Origin of the sequence: Jiangella alba, assembly GCF_900106035.1 — a bacterium.
In the GTDB taxonomy this organism is placed as follows: Bacteria; Actinomycetota; Actinomycetes; order Jiangellales; family Jiangellaceae; genus Jiangella; species Jiangella alba.
The window spans coordinates 2,361,292-2,377,619 of record NZ_FNUC01000003.1 but is presented as its reverse complement, the minus strand read 5'-3'; the positions used below and the strand labels follow the sequence as shown (position 1 = coordinate 2,377,619).

Here is a 16,328-nt window from a genome sequence, read left to right as displayed (position 1 = left end):
TCACTCCGTCCGGCGCAGCAGCGCCAGGTACATCGCGTCGGTGCCGTGCCGGTGCGGCCACAGCTGGACATCGGGGCCGTCGCCGAGATCGGGGACGCCGGGAAGGTAGGGCCGCGCGTCGATGCGCTCGACGTCGGAACGGCCGGCCAGGACGTCGTCGACCACCGTGACCGTCTCGGCCAGGTGCGGCGAGCAGGTGACGTACGCGACCAGCCCGCCGGGGCGCACCGACCACAGCGCCGACCGCAGCAGGCCGGACTGCAGCCGCCGCAGCCCGGCGACGTCGGCGGGACGGCGGCGCCAGCGCGCCTCGGGCCGGCGCCGCAGCGCGCCCAGCCCGGTGCACGGCGCGTCGAGCAGGACGCGGTCGAAGTCGGCCTCGGGCCAGTTCGGCTGGGTGGCGTCGGCGACCAGCACCTCGTGCTCGCCGAGGTCGCCGGCCAGCGCCTGCGCGACCAGCCGGGCGCGGTGCTCGTGCTGCTCGACGGCGAGCAGCCGGCCACCGGTCTGCGTCAGCAGGCCGGCCAGCAGCGCGGCCTTGCCGCCGGGCCCCGCGCACAGGTCCAGCCAGCGCTCGTCCGGCGGCTCGACGGGCGCTGCGGCCAGCGCGAGCGCGACCAGCTGGCTGCCCTCGTCCTGCACCCCGGCCCGGCCCTCGCGGACGGCGGCCAGCCGGGCCGGCGACCCGGACTCGACGACGGCGCCGTACGGCGACCAGCGGGTGGGCCGCGCGCCGGACTCGACCAGCTCGTCGACGGTGCCGCGCCCGGGCCGCACCGCCAGCGTCACGCCGGCCGGCTCGTTGTCGGCCCGCAGCGCCGCCTCCAGCTCCGCGTCGTCGCCGCCCAGGGCGTCGTGCAGGGCCCGGACGATCCACAGCGGGTGGGCGTGCCGGAAGGCCAGGTAGCCGGTGAGGTCGGCGTCGCGCGCCGGGGCCAGCTCGGCCGCCCAGCCGTCGAGGTCGCGCTCGCCGATGCGCCGCAGCACCGCGTTGGCCAGGCGCGCCGCGCCCTCGTTGACGTGCCGCCGGACCAGGTTCACCGTCGTCGACACCGCCGCGTGCGGCGGGACCCTGGTGGCCAGCAGCTGGTGGGCGCCGAGCCGCAGCGCGTCGAGCAGCGGCGGGTCGAGGTCCTCGATCGGCCGCGTCACGCAGGCCGCGATGACGGCGTCGTAACTGCCCTGGCCGCGCAGCGCGCCGTACCCCAGCTCGGTCGCCAGCGCGGCGTCGCGGCCGCGCAGCTCGTGCCGGCGCAGCGCCGCGGGCATGGCGAGGTTGGCGTAGGCGTCGTCGGCCGAGACGGCGCGCAGGACCTCGAACGCGGCCTCGCGGGGAGAGTCGCCCTTCACGCGCCGAGCCGCTCCCCCGGCTCCGGGCGGACGCCGCGGGCCCAGTCGGCCGCCGGCATCGCCTTCTTGCCCTGCGGCTGCACCTCACCCAGCACGACGGCGTGGCTGCCGGTGCCGACGCGCACGCCGGACTTCTCGACCACGACCTCGCCGGGCGCCAGGCCGTCGCGGCCGCGCTCGAGCTGGACTGGGCGCAGCTTCAGCCGCTCGCCCCGGAACGTCGTCCACGCGCCGGGCGCCGGGGTGCAGCCGCGCACCACGCGGTCGACCCGCAGGGCCGGCGTCGACCAGTCGACCCGCGCGTCGTCGACGGTCAGCTTCGGCGCCAGCGACACGCCGTCGGACGGCTGCGGCTGCGGGCGCAGCGAGCCGTCGTCGATGCCGTCGAGCGTGCGCACCAGCAGGTCGGCGCCGGACAGCGACAGCCGGTGCAGCAGGTCGCCGCTGGTGTCGGTGGGCCGGATCTCCTCGGTGACCAGCCCGTACACCGGCCCAGTGTCGAGGCCCTCCTCGAGCTGGAACGTGCACGCGCCGGTGATGTCGTCGCCGGCCAGCACCGCGTGCTGCACCGGCGCCGCGCCACGCCACGCGGGCAGCAGCGAGAAGTGCAGGTTCACCCAGCCGTGCTTGGGCACCTCCAGCGCCGCGGGCGGGATCAGCCCGCCGTACGCGACGATCGGCGCGCAGTCGGGCGCCAGCTCGCCCAGCCGGTCGAGGAACTCGGGGTCGCGCGGCCTGCCCGGCTTCAGCACCTCGACGCCGGCCTCCGCGGCCACCTCCGCCACCGGCGACGGGGTCAGCCGGCGGCCCCGCCCCGCCGGAGCGTCGGGCCGGGTCAGCACAGCGACGACCTCGTGCCGCGACCCCAGCACCGCCCGCAGCGACGGGACGGCGACCTCGGGGGTTCCGGCGAACAGCACACGCATGGTCGCCGAGCCTACCGGCTACCCCAGGTCGACGATCGCGGCGACCGGGCCGCCGCCGTCCGGGCCCTGGTGGGCGGCGGAGACCGAGACGAACGCGGCCGGGTCGCCGGTCACGGACGCCGTGACGCCGCCGACGGCGGCCTTGATCTGGCGGTGCCAGTGCACGTCGGAGTCGTCCAGCATGGCGTTGCGGCGCCCGCGCACCACGCCGTCCTGGCTGACCTCGCACTTGAGGAACACGTTGACCAGCCGGCCGTCGAGGTCGTCCGGGTGCGGGCGGTCCGGCAGCTTCAGCCCGGCGTCGCGGATGGCGTCCCAGATGCCGTCGGCGTCGATGGCGTCGCGCATGACGGCGTGCCCGATGCGGTACCGCCCGCCGACCCCGCGCACGTTGCCCACGACGACGACCTGCGCCTGGTCCAGCTCGACGCCGGAGGAGCACGACGCGACCGACGAGTACAGCGTGCGGTCGTGCAGGACGGCGTCGTCGCCGGGCATCGCGATCTCGCCCAGCGCGACCGCCACCCCGAGGCCGGTGCAGCCGTTGGAGAGGTCCATCGACTCGTGCGTGTTCTCGGTCCACACGTCCTTGCCGCGAGCCTTCGCGTCGCGGATGGTGTGGATGGTCAGCAGCGGCGTCTTCGTCTGCACGTAGTGGACGTCGGCGGGGTCGGTGATGCCGGCCCGCTGCATGCCGACGCGGACGGCGGCGGCGACCTTCTCGATCATGCCGCGGCGGCCGATCTCCTCGGGCAGGATCGGCTCGCTCATCGCGAAGCCGACGCTCAGCCGCGGCTCGTCCGTCGCCGGCGCCGACTCCGGCGGGAGCGTCGCGAACACCGTCGCGTGCGGGCTGAGCACGCCGTCGGTGCCGCCGGACCACACGATCGGGACCTGCTTGACCTCCTCCGGCGTGCGGGTGCCGCGGCCGACCAGCACCTCGCGGAAGGCGCGGTCGGCGATGATCCGCGTGTAGTCGTTGACCCCGCCGTTGCCCTCGGTCTTCCCGACGACGGCGATGACGCGGTCGGCCTCCACGACCCCGGCGTCGATCAGCTCGGCGAGCCCGGAGGCGTCGCTGACGTGCGTGATCGGCACTTTGCGGACCTCGATCGGCTCAGGCATGCCCGGCCACCTCTCGTGTGATGTCTGCTGGCAGTACGGTCGTTCCGGCGTGGTCGCGGACCGCGTCGGCGATGCGGCCCAGCGAGGTGATGACGGCGCGCTTGCCGCCCCGCTCGACGAACCGGCAGGCCGCCTCCACCTTCGGCCCCATGCTCCCGGACGCGAAGTGCCCCTCTGCGGCGTACCCGCGCAGGGTGGCGACGTCGACGGTGCCGACCGGGCGCTGGTGCGGGGTGCCGAAGCCGAGCACGGCGCCGTCGACGTCGGTCGCGATGACCAGCGCCTCCGCGCCGAGCGCGTGGCCGAGCAGCGCCGCGCCCAGGTCCTTGTCGATGACCGCCTCGACACCGCGCACCGCGCCGTCCGGCTCGCGGACCACGGGGATGCCGCCGCCCCCGTTGGCGACCACGACGAACCCGGCGGCCAGCAGCGCGGCCGCGGCCGGCGCGTCCAGCACCTCCAGCGGCTCCGGGCTGGCGACGACCCGCCGCCAGCCGCGCTCGCCGCGGTCCTCCCAGGTCTCGCCGTGGTCGATCAGCACGGCGGCCTCGTCGCGCGGCAGGTACCGGCCGATCGGCTTGGTCGGCCGCGCGAACCCCGGGTCGGTGGCGTCGACCAACGTCCGGGTGACGACGGCGGCCACCCGGCGGCGCACGCCACGCGCGGCCAGCGCACGCTCGAGCGCGTCGATGACGATGAACCCGATGGTCCCCTGGGTCTGCGCGCCGCACCAGTCCAGCGGCACCGGCGGCACCACGCTCGCCGCCAGCTCGTTCTTGACCAGCAGGTTGCCCACCTGCGGTCCGTTGCCGTGGGTCAGCACGACGTCGTAGCCGGCGGCCACCAGATCGGCGACCGGCTCCATGGCGACGGTGACCGCGGCGATCTGGTCGCCCGGCCGCGCCCTCCCGTCCGCCGCCGTCATGGCGTTGCCGCCCAGCGCGATCAGCACCCGCACGCGCCGAGCCTACGGACCGCGAACGCCCCGCCACGACGGTGACGTTCGCCCAATCGACCCAGCGGGTTCGGCATGATGTGCCGTCACGGTCCCGTTCGATCCCGGAGGTTCCCATGGCCGGTACCGGCTTCCCGCCGGACACCAGGCTGACGTTGCGCATCGCCGAGACGTGGCTGCTGGTCCTGCTGCTCGCGTTCGGGTACGCGACGCTGCTCGGGCTGCTGGTCCAGTGGCTGGCCGGCTGGCCGTGGTGGCTCGCGCTGTTCGCCCCGCTGGCCGGCGGCGCCCTCGTCTACGCCATCGAGGGCGGGACGGTGCTGCCGCGCCGGCTGCCGGTGGCCGACCCCGATCCCGTCGCCGACCACCGCCTCCTCGCCGCCGTCGACCGGCTCTGCGCGCTGGCCGCCATGGACCGGCCGAAGCTCAAGGTCATCGACGTGGCCTGGCCGAACGCGATCGCGCTGCGGCTGCCCGGCCGCAAGCCGACCGTAGCCGTCACCCGCGGACTGCTGGACCGCTCCGACGACGAGCGGCTCGACGCGGTGCTGGCGCACGAGCTGGCCCACATCGCCCACCGCGACGCCGCCGCCATGACCGTCGCGCTGGCGCTGTCGACGTCGCTGGCACTGGCCCCGATGGCGGTGCTGGCGCCGATCATGGCGCTGGAGGTGCCGCTGTGCCGGGCGGCGCGCTGGTGCGGGCGGGCGTGGAAGCCGGCCACCGAGGACGACGACTTCCCGATGCCGCCGCCCCGCCCGGACGTGCCGCTGTTGCTGGCGGCGGCCGTCCTGCCGCTGCTGGTGCTGGCGCGGGCGGCCGTCTTCCTGCTGCTCCTCGGCCTCGGGCTGGTGCTGCTGCCGCCGATGCTGATCCTCGCGCTGCCGGCGGCGGGGATCATCGCCCGGCTGGGCCGCTACCGCGAACTGGCCGCCGACCGTGGCGCGGCCGAGCTCACCGGCCAGCCGGCCGCCCTGGCGGCCGCCCTCACCGCCCTGGAGGCCGGCGGCCCGGCCATCCCGGCGAAGGACCTGCGCGACCTGCGGACGATGGCCTCGATGACGATCGTCGCGCTGCCGAAGGACGCCGAGGACACCGGCACCGACGCGTTCTCCCGGCTGCTCGACCGCATGATGGCCAGCCACCCGCCGCTCGCCGCCCGCCTCGACCGGCTGGCCGCCCTCTCCCGCGACCTCGGCCGATGAGCCGCCGGCTGGCCGCCTACGCGGTGTGCGTCGACGACGGGAAGGTGCTGCTCGCCCGGCACGCGCCGTCGTCGGCCACCACGCCCCACTGGACGCTCCCGGGCGGCGGCGTCGAGCAGGGCGAGGATCCGTTCGACGCCGTGATCCGCGAGGTCGCCGAAGAGACCGGCTACGACGCCGTGGTCGAGCGGCTGCTCGGCGTCGACTCACGGGTCATTCCGGCCGCCGAGGCCGTCCGCGGGATCGAGCACCAGAACGTCGGCGTCTTCTACCGGGTCCGCATCACCGGCGGCGAGCCGCGGCCCGAGCCGAACGGCGACGTCCCCGAATCGGTGTGGACGCCGATCCCCGAGGTCGCGACCCGGCGCCGGTCGTCGCTCGTCGACGTCGGGCTGGCGCTGGCCCGGATCGTCCCACCCACCGGCCACGTCGATCCCGTACCGGTCGGCGGGCTGATCCAGCACTGAACGGGCGGAGCGGGATGGTTGGCGGTTTGGTGGGGCCCTGGCGCCACCAAACCGCCAACCACGCCGCGGGGCTAGTCCTCGTCGAGCCAGGCGCGGACGGACTCGTCGTGCTGGCCGAGCAGCGGCGGGGCGGCGTGGCGCCTCGGGGGCGCGTCGTCGAAGCGGAGGGCGGGTCCGGGGAGCTGGACGGTGCCCAGCAGCGGGTGCTCGACGTCGATGAGCAGGCCCTGCGAGCGGGTCTGCTCCCAGTCGTACACCTCGTCGATGGTGCGGACCTTGCCGCTGGCGACGCCCGCCTCGGCCAGCCGGGCGAGCCAGTGGTCGCGGGGGTGGGCGGCGAACGCCTTCTCGATCTCGGCGACCAGGTCGTCGCGGTGGCGCACCCGCAGCGGGTTGGTGGCGAACCGCGGCTCGGCCGGGTCGAGGCCGACGACGGCGGCGAAAGCGCGCCACGACGCGTCGTTGCCGACGGCGACCTGCAGGGCGCCGTCGGAGGCGTTGAACAGCCCGTACGGCGCGATGGACGGGTGGTGGTTGCCGATGGCCTGCGGCACCTCGCCGGCCACCGTCCACCGGGTGCCCTGGAACGCGTGCACCCCCACCAGCGCCGACAGCAGCGACGTGCGCACGACCCGGCCGCGGCCGGTGCGCTCGCGCTCGAGCAGCGCCGCGAGCAGGCCGGACACGCCGTACATGCCGGCCAGGAGGTCACCGATGGGCACGCCGACCTTGGTGGGCCGGCCGGGCTCGCCGGTGATGCTCATGATGCCGGCCTCGCCCTGCGCGATCTGGTCGTAGCCGGCCCGGCCCGCCTCGGGACCGTCGGGTCCGAACCCGGAGATGGACAGCACGACGAGGCGGGGGTTGAGCTCGTGCAGCCGCTCGACGGAGAAGCCGAGACGGTCGAGGACGCCGGTGCGGAAGTTCTCGAGGAGCACGTCGGCCCGCTCGACCAGCCGGACGAGGAGGTCCTTGCCCTCCGGCGACTTGAGGTCGGCGGTGACGGACTCCTTGTTGCGGTTGGCGGACAGGAAGTACGACGACACCGGCTGGTCGTCGGGGCCGAGGAACGGCGGGCCCCAGGTGCGCGACTCGTCGCCGTGCCCGGGCGCCTCGACCTTGATGACGCGGGCGCCGAGGTCGCCGAGCATCATGCCCGCGTGCGGCCCGGCCAGCGCCCGGGTGAGGTCGACGACGACGTAGCCGGCCAGCGGTCCGGCATCGGCGAACTCCTGCGTGTCGGACATCGTCACAGACTACGCTGAGCGACCGTGTTCGACGACGGCCGGCTGTCCCGGCGCGGTGCCCTCGGCCTGTTCGGTCTCGCCGGTCTGACGCTCACGGGTCTCGCCGGCTGCGGGTCCGGGTCCGGCGCACCCGCCGCCGCGCCGTCGCCGCTCCCGGAACCGTCCCCCACCAGCGCGGACGAGGCCTGGGCGGCGCTCGCGGCGGGCAACGAGCGGTTCGCGACGGGCGCGCCGAGGCACCCGCACGAGGACGAGCCGTACCGCGAGTCGCTGGTCGCCGGGCAGCACCCGATCGCCTGCGTGCTCAGCTGCGCCGACTCGCGGGTCGCGCCGGAGCTGGTGTTCGACCAGGGCCTGGGCGACCTGTTCACCGTCCGCTCGGCCGGCGAGGTCCTCGACGACGCCGTCGTCGGCAGCGTCGAGTACGCCGTCGAGCACGTCGCCGTGCCGCTGGTCGTGGTGCTCGGGCACGCCGGGTGCGGCGCCGTGCAGGCCACCGTCGACGTCGTGCGCGGCGGCCCGGCGCCGGACGGCTCGATCGCGGCGCTGGTGCAGGCGATCGAGCCGGTCGTGCGCGGCGTCACCACCTCCGCCGACGACGCCGCCTACCTCGCCGACTGTGTCGAGGCGCAGGCCCGCAGCGCGGCGGCGGCGCTGTCGGACACGTCGCCGGTCGTCCGCGCGGCGGTCGCGGCCGGCCGCACCGCCGTCGTCACCGGCGTCTACGACCTCGAGTCCGGCCGGGTCAGCCAGCTCTGAACGACCGGCGGGTCGCCCTTCGCGGGCTCGCCGTCCGGGCGCCGGCGCTGCGGCAGCGGCCGGGTCTGGTCCGCGCGCCGGACCGGCGCCGGCGGGCGGCCCGGCTCCGGCGCCGCCGGCCGGCGGGGCGGTGCGAACAGGTTCTCCTCGGCCGGCGGCTCGTCGTCATCGTCGTCGTCGGGCTCGCCCAGCTCGACCGGCGACACCGCGATGACCGTGAACCCGGCCAGCAGCAGCGCGCCCAGGCCGATCGTCAGCGGCACCACGAACTCCCCCGCCGTCGCGCCGGCGACCGTGCCCGGGTCGGCGGCAAGCTTGGCCGACACCGAAGCCATGCCGGTGTAGTGCATGCTGCTCACCGCGATGCCCATGACCAGCGCTGCGGCCAGGGCGCCCCAGAGCGAGCGGACGGTGAACGCCAGCCACAGGGCGGCGGTCGCGGCCGCGACGGCGATCGCCAGCGACGCCACCACCAGCGCCGGCCCGTACGCGATGGCTCCGTCGATGCGCACCGACGCCATACCGGTGTAATGCATCGCCGCGACGCCGATTCCGGTGCCGAGTCCGCCGAAGATCAGAGCGCGATTTCGATCTTTCCCGTAACCCACCATCAGCACGCCCCCGCCGACGACGAGGAACGCGACGATCAAACTGATCAAGGTGAGCGATACGTTGTAGCGGATCGGACTGCCGGAAACGCGGAATCCCAGCATTGCGATGAAGTGCAGCGTCCAGATCCCGGCGGCCAGCGATCCAGCCCCGGTGATCAGCCAGTTCCGCTTCGCGTGACCGGTCGCGTCGCGGGCGCGAACGGTGCACATCAGCCCGATCACGGCCGCCATGACCATGACGGCGTAACCGATCGCGGGCGTGGTCAGACCATGCGTGAAATGATCGACGTGGCTCGTCGACGACAAGATTCAGCCCCCCGGATGAATACCCATGTCGTAGCGTCTCGCGGACACCACAAAAGGGAGCATGTGCGATCGACCGCACTGCCGTCAATACCGGATTTGTCCGGATTCACCGATCAGAGGTGATCGACGGCCGCGGACGTGGCCCCGCCGGCCAGCCGGGCGTAGCCGGGACCGCGGTCGAAGAACGGCTCGTCACCGGTCCGCGACGCCCGCAGCGACGCCCGCAACGACGACGTCGCCGCCTCGTCGGCCACCGGGTCGTCCGCGGACCCGGGCAGCAGGACGACCCCGTAGTCGGCCCGCGCGCCGTCGGCCGACACCTTCCGCCAGCGCACGTCGCGCAGCACCTCGTCGACCGGACGCTCCAGCGGGTCGCCCCAGCCTCCGCCGCCGGTCGTGCGGATGCGGATCACCTCGCCGGCCCGCACCGGCTCGGCGTCGGCCAGCGCGTCCACCTCGCGCTCCCCCGGCCCGCCCGGGTCGATCGTCACCGAGAACGGCCGCCCGGCCCGCCCACCCGCAACCCCCCAGCAGGACAGGATGGACCGGTCCGCGATGGACATGAAGTGCGCGTCGCGCAGCATCCGCAGCTGCTTCTCGTAGCCGAGCCCGCCGCGGTACCGGCCCGGTCCGCCGGAGTCCAGCGCCAGGCCCAGCGTCTCCACGACGAACGGGAACCGCGACTCGCTGAACTCGGTCGGCAGGTTCCGCGAGTCGGGCACGACGTGGATGGTGTCCTCGCCGTCGGCGTAGTACCGCCCGCCCGACCCGCCGCCCAGCACCTCGCGCATGAGGTACGGCCGCCCGTCGAGGTCGTCGCCGTAGACGCCGGTGTACCGGATGGTCTCCTGGTCGGCCGGCATCCGCCCGTCGACCGCCTTCGCCAGCACGCCGGCCAGCACCCCGAGCAGCCGCAGGATGACGAACGTCCGCGCGTTCGTCGGCGCCGGGAACACCGGGGTCAGCAGCGTGCCGGGCGGCGGGAAGCGCAGTTCGATCAGCGGGACGACGCCCTCGTTGACCTCCAGTTCGGCCATCCGCTCCGGCGAGTCGGCGAGGTTGCGCAAGATCGGCGCCAGCCACTTCTTCAGGAACGCGCCGTCGGCGTAGTCGGCCGCGTGGTTGATCGGGCCCTTCGCCTGCGGGCCGGTGCCGGCGAAGTCGATGACCAGCCGGTCGTCCAGCTTGGTGAGGGTGATCCGCTGCGTGTGCAGGCGAGGCTCGTCGACGCCGTCGTGCTCGGCGTAGTCCTCCCAGACGTAGGTCCCGGCCGGGATCTTCGCCAGGATCTCGCGGCGGAACGTCTCGGTCGTCTTGTCCAGGATCGCGTCGAAGCACGCTTCCACGTCGGCCCGGCCGTAGCGCTGGAACAGCTCGGCCAGCCGCCGCGCCCCCATGAGGCAGGCGGCGCACTCGGCGTCGAGGTCGGCGGCCAGCGACTCGGGCATCCGCGAGTTGCGGGTCATGATCTTCAGCGCCGCCTCGTTCGGCACGCCCTGGTCCCACAGCCTGATCGGCGGGACCATCAGGCCCTCCTCGAACACGCTGGTGGCATGCGACGGCATCGAGCCGGGGACGGTGCCGCCGATGTCGTCGTGGTGCCCGAACGCCTGGACGAACGCGACGACCTCACCGTCGTGGAAGACGGGGGCCGTGACGCACAGGTCGGGCAGGTGCCCGATGCCGCCCTCGGAGAGGTACACGTCGTTGTGGAAGAACACGTCGCCCGGCCGCATCGTCTCGATCGGGTAGTCGCGGACCACCGGGTGCACCAGCGCCGAGTACGAGCGGCCGGTCAGCTTGCGCAGCCGCCGGTCGTGGATGCCGGCGCGGTAGTCGTGCGCGTCGCGGATCATCGGCGAGCGCGACGTGCGCCCGATGGCGGTCTCGACCTCCTTCTCGACCGACGTCAGGTAGCCCTCGACGATCTCGACCAGGATCGGGTCGGCACTCACGGGGCGTCCTCCCGGGTGATCAGCAGGTTCGCGTGCGCGTCGACGACGGCGCGGAAGCCCGGGTGGACCGGGACGGTGGAGCCGAACTCCTCGACGACGGCCGGCCCGGTGACGGTGTCGCCGGCGCCCAGCGCGGCGCGGTCGTGGATCGGGGTGTCGGTCCAGCCGGCGCCGAAGTCGACGCGGCGGGTGGTGCGCGGCGCCGCGCCGCGGCCGGGCCCGGCGGAGCGCAGCGCGGGCCGCGCGATCGGCCCCACCCCCGTCACCCGCAGGTTCACCCACTCGACCTCCTGGCGGGCGTCGCCGGCGAAGTCGTAGCCGTAGAGCCGCCGGTGCGCGGCGTGGAACGCGGCGGCGACGGTGTCGGCGAGCGCCGCCGTCACCGGCCCGTCCGGCACGTCGACGCGCACCTCGTAGGCCTGGCCGAAGTAGCGCAGGTCGGCCGTGCGCAGGAACCGCCGCTGTCCCGCGGCGAAGCCCTCCCGTTTCAACGCGGCGTCCGCTTCCGCGGCGAGCTCCGCGAAGGTCGCGCCGACGGCGTCCGGGTCGAGCACGGCGTGCCGGGCGACCGCCGTGCGCACGTAGTCGTTGCGCACGTCGACGGTGAGCAGCCCGTACGCGGACAGGTTGCCGGGGTCGGGCGGCACCAGCACGCCGGCCAGGCCGAGCACGTCCACCAGCCGGCAGGCCAGCAGCGACCCGGACCCGCCGAAGCTGACCAGGTGGAAGTCGCGGACGTCCAGCCCGCGGGTGACGGTGATCTGGCGTAGCGCGTTGGCCTGGTTCCACGCGGAGATCTCCAGGATCCCCTCGGCGCAGCGTTCGGGGCTCAGCCCGAGCGACGCGGCCAGCGCCGCGATGCCGTCCCGCGCGGCCGCGACGTCCAGCGGGATCTCGCCGCCGAGCAGGTGCGGCGGGATGCGGCCGAGCAGCAGGTGCGCGTCGGTGACGGTCGGCTCGGTGCCGCCCGCGCCGTAGCAGAGCGGGCCGGGGTCGGCGCCGGCCGAGCGCGGCCCGACCTTGAGCGTCCCCTCCGGACTGAGCCAGGCCACCGACCCGCCGCCGGCGCCGACGGTGACGACGTCGATCATCGGGATCTTGCTCGGGTAGGCGCCGACACTGCCCTCCGTCGTCAGCGCCGGGTGCCCGTCGACGACGACCGCGACGTCGGTGGAGGTGCCGCCGCCGTCGAGGGTGAGGACGCTGCCGAAGCCGGCCGCCCCGGCGACCACCGCGGCGCCGAGCGCGCCTGCCGCCGGGCCGGACAGCACCGTCGAGATCGGCTGCCGGGCCACCTCGTCGGCCGACAGCACGCCGCCGTTGGACTTCATCACGTAGAACGGGACGTCCGCGGCGACCTCGGCGAGGCGGGCCGCGATGGTGCCGACGTAACGGGCGATGCTCGGCTTCACCGCGGCGTCGACCAGCGTCGTCACGCTGCGCTCGTACTCGCGGTACTCCCGCAGCACCTCCGCCGAGATGGACACGACGGCGTCCGGGTGCTCCCGCGCGAGCACGTCGCGCATGCGCAGCTCGTGCTCCGGGTTGGCGTAGGAGTGCAGGAAGCAGACGCCGATGGCGGTGATGCCGCGGTCGCGGAAGAACCGGGCGGCGGCGACGGCGTCGGGCTCGCTGAACGGCCGGAGTTCGCCGCCGTCGAAGGCCAGCCGCCCGCCGACGGCGCGGACGAGGTCGGCCGGGACGATGCGCGGCGGCTTCACCCAGAAGTAGCTGTTGCCGTAGCCGTCCGGCACCGACTGCCGGGCGATCTCCAGCACGTGCGCGTACCCCTCGGTCGTGACGAAGCCGAGGTCGCCGACCTTCCCCTCCAGCAGCCGGTTCGTCGCGACCGTGGTGCCGTGCACGACGGCGGCGACATCCTCGCCGCGCGCGTCGAGCAGCGCCAGGATCTTGTGCACACCGGCCATGAACCCCTCGGCCGGGTCGGCCGGCGTCGACGGCGTCTTCGTGCTCGCCTGCCGGCCGGTCTCCTCGTCGACGGCGACGACGTCGGTGAACGTGCCGCCGGTGTCGATGCCGATACGGATCAGGGGCATGCGGTCGATTCAACCGGCGGCTCGCCGGCCCCGGCGTCGGCAACTGGTGCCAAGCGTCAGCTCTCGAGTGTGGTGAGCGTCGTCACGCGGGTCTCGACGTACGTGGCCGGGCCGTCGGTCAGACGAGCCAGCCGATACTGGTAGACGACCGCCTCGCCGTCGGTGTCTTCCTCGATGCGCCAATATTCCGGCACCCCTGCGGCGGCATAGAGGCGCGGCTTGACCTCTCGGTCTTCCCGGCGCGATCCGTCGGAGACCACCTCGACCAGAAGGGCGAAGTCAGCGGCGGGATGGTAAGCGCTCTTCCCGGAGGGAGGACGGGCGAAGACGCCGACATCGCAGGTGCGGATCTCGCCGTCGGGCAGGATCACGCCCTGCTCGATGTAGGTGGGGCCGCCCCGGTCCACCAGGAGGTTCCGTACCCGGGACTGGACGTCCGCATGCCAGGGACGCATGGCCGCGGCCATCACGACAAGATTTCCTTCCCGTACCTCGTACCGGAACTCCGGCGACAACCGCTCCAGCACCTCGGGGGTCCACTCGACGACGTCGGGCAGCTCCAGCGTCTTCATGAGCGCACCTCCTTACCGACCGCCTCCTCATCAGCATACGGGGAGCCCGCCAGCGCCGCGCCGAGCGCCGTCGTGCGGTAGAGGACGGACCGGCCGTGCCGCTCGCCCGCCACCAGCCCGTTCTCGCGCAGCACCCGCAGGTGCTGGCCGACGGCGCTGGGCGTGACGCCGAGGCCGCGGGCGAGGTCGGTGGTCGACGCGGGCAAGCGCAGCGCGTCGAGGAGGTCGGCGCGGGCCCGGCCGAGCAGCCGGACAGTGGCGCCGGACGGCCGCGCGCCGAGCCGCACGCTCCACAGCGCGCCGACACCGCGGGCCGGGTAGCGCACCGTGGTCTGGGTCGACGTGCGCCGCTTGATCAGCACGTACGCCGACCCCAGCGCCACCGGCATGAGCACCAGGCCGCCCGGACCGCGGTCGACGGCGGAGTCCTCGCGCCAGCGGTCGCCGCCGAGGCGCAGCCGGCCGTCGCGCCAGCTCAGGTCCGGGTGCAGGCCGGCGAAGAGTGCGGCCGCTCCCCCGCGGGCCAGCCGCCGGGCCCGGTACGCGACGTCGGCCTCGAGGACGGCGCGCAGGCGCGGCCAGTGCGGCGCGATCAGGCGGTCGTGGGCGGCGCACAGCTCGGCGGCCAGCTCGGCCAGTCCCTGCTCCGGATGCGCGGCGAGGTCCGCGACGGCGGCCGGCGGCGTCGCTCCGAAGCGCCGCCGCAGGTTCGCCCGCACGCTCTCCGGCGGTGTGCGGCACAGCACCGCGAGGTCGTCGTCGATGTCGCCGCCCGGCCCGGCCGGCGCCGGGACCAGGAACTCCGGCCAGCCGGGGGTGTCGTTGAACAGCAGCGGCCAGGTCAGCGGCAGCGACAGCGGCGCGTCCGCGAGCTCGGCGCGGGCCCAGCGCAGCCAACGCTCGTGCACGGCCTGGCGGTCGTGCCCGGCCAGTTGCTGCAGCGCGGCCACCGTCTCGGACAGCGCCGACACCGCGAACCGGGTGGCGGCGAGCTCGTCGACGCCCAGCTCGACAGTCAGTGCCATGGTCCCACTATGTAGCAGAGCGCTACAGGGTGCGCGACCGCGACCGCCCGCCGCGACCATCGCCGTCGTGTCCCGCTACCGCCGCTTCGCCGCCGCCACCAGCCTCACCACCGCCGGCGACGGCGTGTTCGCGGCGGCCGTGCCGCTGCTGGCGGCGACGCTGACCCGCGACCCGCGGCTGGTCTCCGTCGTCGCCGCGGCCACCTACCTGCCGTGGCTGCTGTTCTCGCTGCCCGCCGGCGCGCTGGTCGACCGGCACGACCGGGCCGCCCTGCTGACGCGCGGGGTCGCGGCGCAGGCAGCGCTCGCGGCGGCGGCCTCCGTGCTGGTGGCGTCCGGCCGGCTGGGCGTGGCCGGACTGGCGGCGCTGGCGTTCGGGCTGGGCGCCTGTCAGGTGGTGACGGGGACGGCGGCGCAGGCGCTGCTGCCATCGCTGGTCACGCCGGAGCGGCTGCCGTCGGCCAACGGCTACCAGCAGACCATCGCCGTCATCGGGCAGCAGTTCGCCGGGCCGCCGCTGGGCAGCCTGCTGTTCGCCGTCGCCGCCGGGCTGCCGTTCGGGGCCGACGCGGTGGTCCTGACGGTGGCGGCGGCGCTGCTGGCGACCCTGCGGGCGCCACGGGACACGGCCGCGCCGCGCGCTGCGTCGTCGCTGCGGGCGGAGATCGCGGCCGGGCTGCGCTGGCTGGCGGCGCACCGGCTGTTGCGGACGCTGACGCTGCTGGCCGCCGTCAACACGTTCTGCTTCCAGCTCGGCAACGCCACGCTGGTGCTGCTGGCGACGTCGGAGCTGGGGGTGTCGACGCGCGGATTCGGCCTGCTGCTGGCGACGGCGGCGGCCGGGTCGCTGGCCGGCGGGGTGGCCGGGCCGTGGCTGCTGCGCGGGCTCGGCGACCGGACGGTCCTGCTCGCCGCCCTCGCCGTCAACGCCGTCGCCGTGGCCGCCATCGGGCTCGCGCCGGGCGCCGTCGTGCTCGGGTCGCTGCTGGCGGCCACCGGCCTGGGCGTGACGCTCTGGAACCTGGTCGGCATCGGCCTGCGGCAGCGGCTGGTGCCGCCGGACCTGCTCGGCCGTGTCATGGGCGTCCACCGCCTCGTCGGCTGGGGCCTGATCCCCGCCGGCGCCCTGCTCAGCGGCGTCGTCGCGCACGCGTTCGGGCTGCGCGCGCCGTACCCGCTGGCCGGCGCGATCCGGCTGATCGCGCTGCTGGTCGCGCTGCCGGCGCTGCTCAGCGCCTTCCGCGACCGCGACTAGGGCGACCGGGCGGGTGCGGCGGGGGTGGTGGCGGGGGTGGCAGCGTGCCGGCGCCGGGCGCGGCTTCCGGCCAGACCAGCAGGACGGGGCACGGGGCGTGGTCGACGACGAACCGGCTGGCGGGTCCGAGGCTGTGCGGGCCGAGGTGGGCCAGGTCGCCGTCGCGGGCCAGGACCAGCAGGCCGGCGCCGCCGGCGGCCATCACCACCTCCTGCTCCACCCGGCCGGTGCGCGCCACCCGGGTGCACGGCCGGCCCAGCCGCTGTGCCGCGGCAGCCAGCAGCCGCTGCGCGGAGCGGGCCGCGAGGTCCTCCAGCCGGCTGCCCGGGTCGAGGTCGGCCCGGCCGCGTCCGAGCAGGCCCGCGAACGCGCCGTGCGCGGCGCCGGACAGGTCGGCCGGCGTGACGTGCAGCAGCACCGGCTCCGCGTCCGGCGGCGCGTAGACACGGGCGGCGTCGACGCAGGCCGGCCAGGTGCCCTCGACCACCCAGACCACGACGCGCATCGGCTCCG

General features: G+C 75.2%; 15 protein-coding genes. 4 read left to right on the top strand and 11 right to left on the bottom strand.

Annotated elements, in window-relative coordinates; all coding sequences use genetic code 11:
- From BLV02_RS13390 to BLV02_RS13375, 4 genes are read right to left on the bottom strand one after another with little or no spacing between them, the layout of a single operon-like run.
- The gene (locus BLV02_RS13390) at nt 1-1,350 is read right to left on the bottom strand and encodes an RsmB/NOP family class I SAM-dependent RNA methyltransferase (RefSeq protein WP_216094423.1); all 1,350 of its coding nucleotides are present in this window, start codon (nt 1,348-1,350) and stop codon (nt 1-3) included.
- Nucleotides 1,347-2,276: a methionyl-tRNA formyltransferase gene (fmt, locus tag BLV02_RS13385; RefSeq protein WP_069113499.1), complete on the bottom strand. Its 930-nt coding sequence runs from the start codon at nt 2,274-2,276 to the stop codon at nt 1,347-1,349. Before fmt ends, BLV02_RS13390 begins: the two co-directional genes overlap by 4 nt.
- A gap of 18 nt (nt 2,277-2,294) precedes the next feature.
- Nucleotides 2,295-3,401, bottom strand: a complete 1,107-nt coding sequence (bar, locus tag BLV02_RS13380) for a barbiturase (RefSeq protein WP_069113500.1) — start codon at nt 3,399-3,401, stop codon at nt 2,295-2,297.
- On the bottom strand, nt 3,394-4,359 hold the full coding sequence (locus BLV02_RS13375) for a carbamate kinase (RefSeq protein ID WP_069113501.1): 966 nt from the start codon (nt 4,357-4,359) through the stop codon (nt 3,394-3,396). The genes bar and BLV02_RS13375 overlap by 8 nt, the downstream gene beginning before the upstream one ends.
- Before the next feature lie 113 nt (nt 4,360-4,472).
- On the opposite strand from BLV02_RS13375, the gene BLV02_RS13370 reads away from it, so the two are divergent.
- Entirely contained in the window at nt 4,473-5,561 is a 1,089-nt protein-coding gene (locus BLV02_RS13370; RefSeq protein ID WP_069113502.1) for a M48 family metalloprotease, read from the top strand.
- Nucleotides 5,558-6,028, top strand: a complete 471-nt coding sequence (locus BLV02_RS13365) for an NUDIX hydrolase (RefSeq protein WP_069113503.1) — start codon at nt 5,558-5,560, stop codon at nt 6,026-6,028. The genes BLV02_RS13370 and BLV02_RS13365 overlap by 4 nt, the downstream gene beginning before the upstream one ends.
- Nucleotides 6,029-6,099: 71 nt before the next feature.
- Here the strand turns inward: BLV02_RS13365 and BLV02_RS13360 are convergent, their stop codons facing one another.
- Nucleotides 6,100-7,275 carry a CaiB/BaiF CoA transferase family protein gene (locus tag BLV02_RS13360; RefSeq protein ID WP_069113580.1) on the bottom strand — a complete coding sequence of 392 codons (1,176 nt, stop codon included), beginning with the start codon at nt 7,273-7,275 and terminating at the stop codon, nt 6,100-6,102.
- Nucleotides 7,276-7,299: 24 nt separating this feature from the next.
- On the opposite strand from BLV02_RS13360, the gene BLV02_RS13355 reads away from it, so the two are divergent.
- Nucleotides 7,300-8,034 carry a carbonic anhydrase gene (locus BLV02_RS13355; RefSeq protein ID WP_216094424.1) on the top strand — a complete coding sequence of 245 codons (735 nt, stop codon included), beginning with the start codon at nt 7,300-7,302 and terminating at the stop codon, nt 8,032-8,034.
- Here BLV02_RS13355 and BLV02_RS13350 read toward each other — a convergent pair.
- From BLV02_RS13350 to BLV02_RS13330, 5 genes are all read right to left on the bottom strand, one after another.
- Nucleotides 7,998-8,876: an MHYT domain-containing protein gene (locus BLV02_RS13350; protein ID WP_171906826.1), complete on the bottom strand. Its 879-nt coding sequence runs from the start codon at nt 8,874-8,876 to the stop codon at nt 7,998-8,000. The two genes, BLV02_RS13355 and BLV02_RS13350, sit on opposite strands and share 37 nt — an antisense overlap.
- A 188-nt stretch (nt 8,877-9,064) precedes the next feature.
- On the bottom strand, nt 9,065-10,906 hold the full coding sequence (locus tag BLV02_RS13345; RefSeq protein ID WP_069113505.1) for a hydantoinase B/oxoprolinase family protein: 1,842 nt from the start codon (nt 10,904-10,906) through the stop codon (nt 9,065-9,067).
- Nucleotides 10,903-12,963 carry a hydantoinase/oxoprolinase family protein gene (locus BLV02_RS13340; protein ID WP_069113506.1) on the bottom strand — a complete coding sequence of 687 codons (2,061 nt, stop codon included), beginning with the start codon at nt 12,961-12,963 and terminating at the stop codon, nt 10,903-10,905. Before BLV02_RS13340 ends, BLV02_RS13345 begins: the two co-directional genes overlap by 4 nt.
- 56 nt (nt 12,964-13,019) lie before the next feature.
- Nucleotides 13,020-13,535: a Uma2 family endonuclease gene (locus tag BLV02_RS13335; RefSeq protein ID WP_069113507.1), complete on the bottom strand. Its 516-nt coding sequence runs from the start codon at nt 13,533-13,535 to the stop codon at nt 13,020-13,022.
- Nucleotides 13,532-14,560, bottom strand: a complete 1,029-nt coding sequence (locus BLV02_RS13330; RefSeq protein ID WP_069113508.1) for an ArsR/SmtB family transcription factor — start codon at nt 14,558-14,560, stop codon at nt 13,532-13,534. Before BLV02_RS13330 ends, BLV02_RS13335 begins: the two co-directional genes overlap by 4 nt.
- Nucleotides 14,561-14,627: 67 nt before the next feature.
- On the opposite strand from BLV02_RS13330, the gene BLV02_RS13325 reads away from it, so the two are divergent.
- Nucleotides 14,628-15,815: an MFS transporter gene (locus BLV02_RS13325; RefSeq protein ID WP_216094425.1), complete on the top strand. Its 1,188-nt coding sequence runs from the start codon at nt 14,628-14,630 to the stop codon at nt 15,813-15,815.
- Here BLV02_RS13325 and BLV02_RS13320 read toward each other — a convergent pair.
- Entirely contained in the window at nt 15,790-16,320 is a 531-nt protein-coding gene (locus tag BLV02_RS13320) for a universal stress protein (RefSeq protein WP_069113509.1), read from the bottom strand. The two genes, BLV02_RS13325 and BLV02_RS13320, sit on opposite strands and share 26 nt — an antisense overlap.
- Nucleotides 16,321-16,328 lie beyond the last annotated feature (8 nt).

What these genes read in the sequence shown, in the direction of transcription:
- fmt (WP_069113499.1), bottom strand. Translation starts at nt 2,276, where the DNA reads ATGCGTGTGCTGTTCGCCGGAACCCCCGAGGTCGCCGTCCCGTCGCTG.
- bar (WP_069113500.1), bottom strand. Translation starts at nt 3,401, where the DNA reads ATGCCTGAGCCGATCGAGGTCCGCAAAGTGCCGATCACGCACGTCAGC.
- BLV02_RS13370 (WP_069113502.1), top strand. Translation starts at nt 4,473, where the DNA reads ATGGCCGGTACCGGCTTCCCGCCGGACACCAGGCTGACGTTGCGCATC.
- BLV02_RS13365 (WP_069113503.1), top strand. Translation starts at nt 5,558, where the DNA reads ATGAGCCGCCGGCTGGCCGCCTACGCGGTGTGCGTCGACGACGGGAAG.
- BLV02_RS13360 (WP_069113580.1), bottom strand. Translation starts at nt 7,275, where the DNA reads ATGTCCGACACGCAGGAGTTCGCCGATGCCGGACCGCTGGCCGGCTAC.
- BLV02_RS13350 (WP_171906826.1), bottom strand. Translation starts at nt 8,876, where the DNA reads ATGGCGGCCGTGATCGGGCTGATGTGCACCGTTCGCGCCCGCGACGCG.
- BLV02_RS13340 (WP_069113506.1), bottom strand. Translation starts at nt 12,963, where the DNA reads ATGCCCCTGATCCGTATCGGCATCGACACCGGCGGCACGTTCACCGAC.
- BLV02_RS13335 (WP_069113507.1), bottom strand. Translation starts at nt 13,535, where the DNA reads ATGAAGACGCTGGAGCTGCCCGACGTCGTCGAGTGGACCCCCGAGGTG.
- BLV02_RS13330 (WP_069113508.1), bottom strand. Translation starts at nt 14,560, where the DNA reads ATGGCACTGACTGTCGAGCTGGGCGTCGACGAGCTCGCCGCCACCCGG.
- BLV02_RS13320 (WP_069113509.1), bottom strand. Translation starts at nt 16,320, where the DNA reads ATGCGCGTCGTGGTCTGGGTGGTCGAGGGCACCTGGCCGGCCTGCGTC.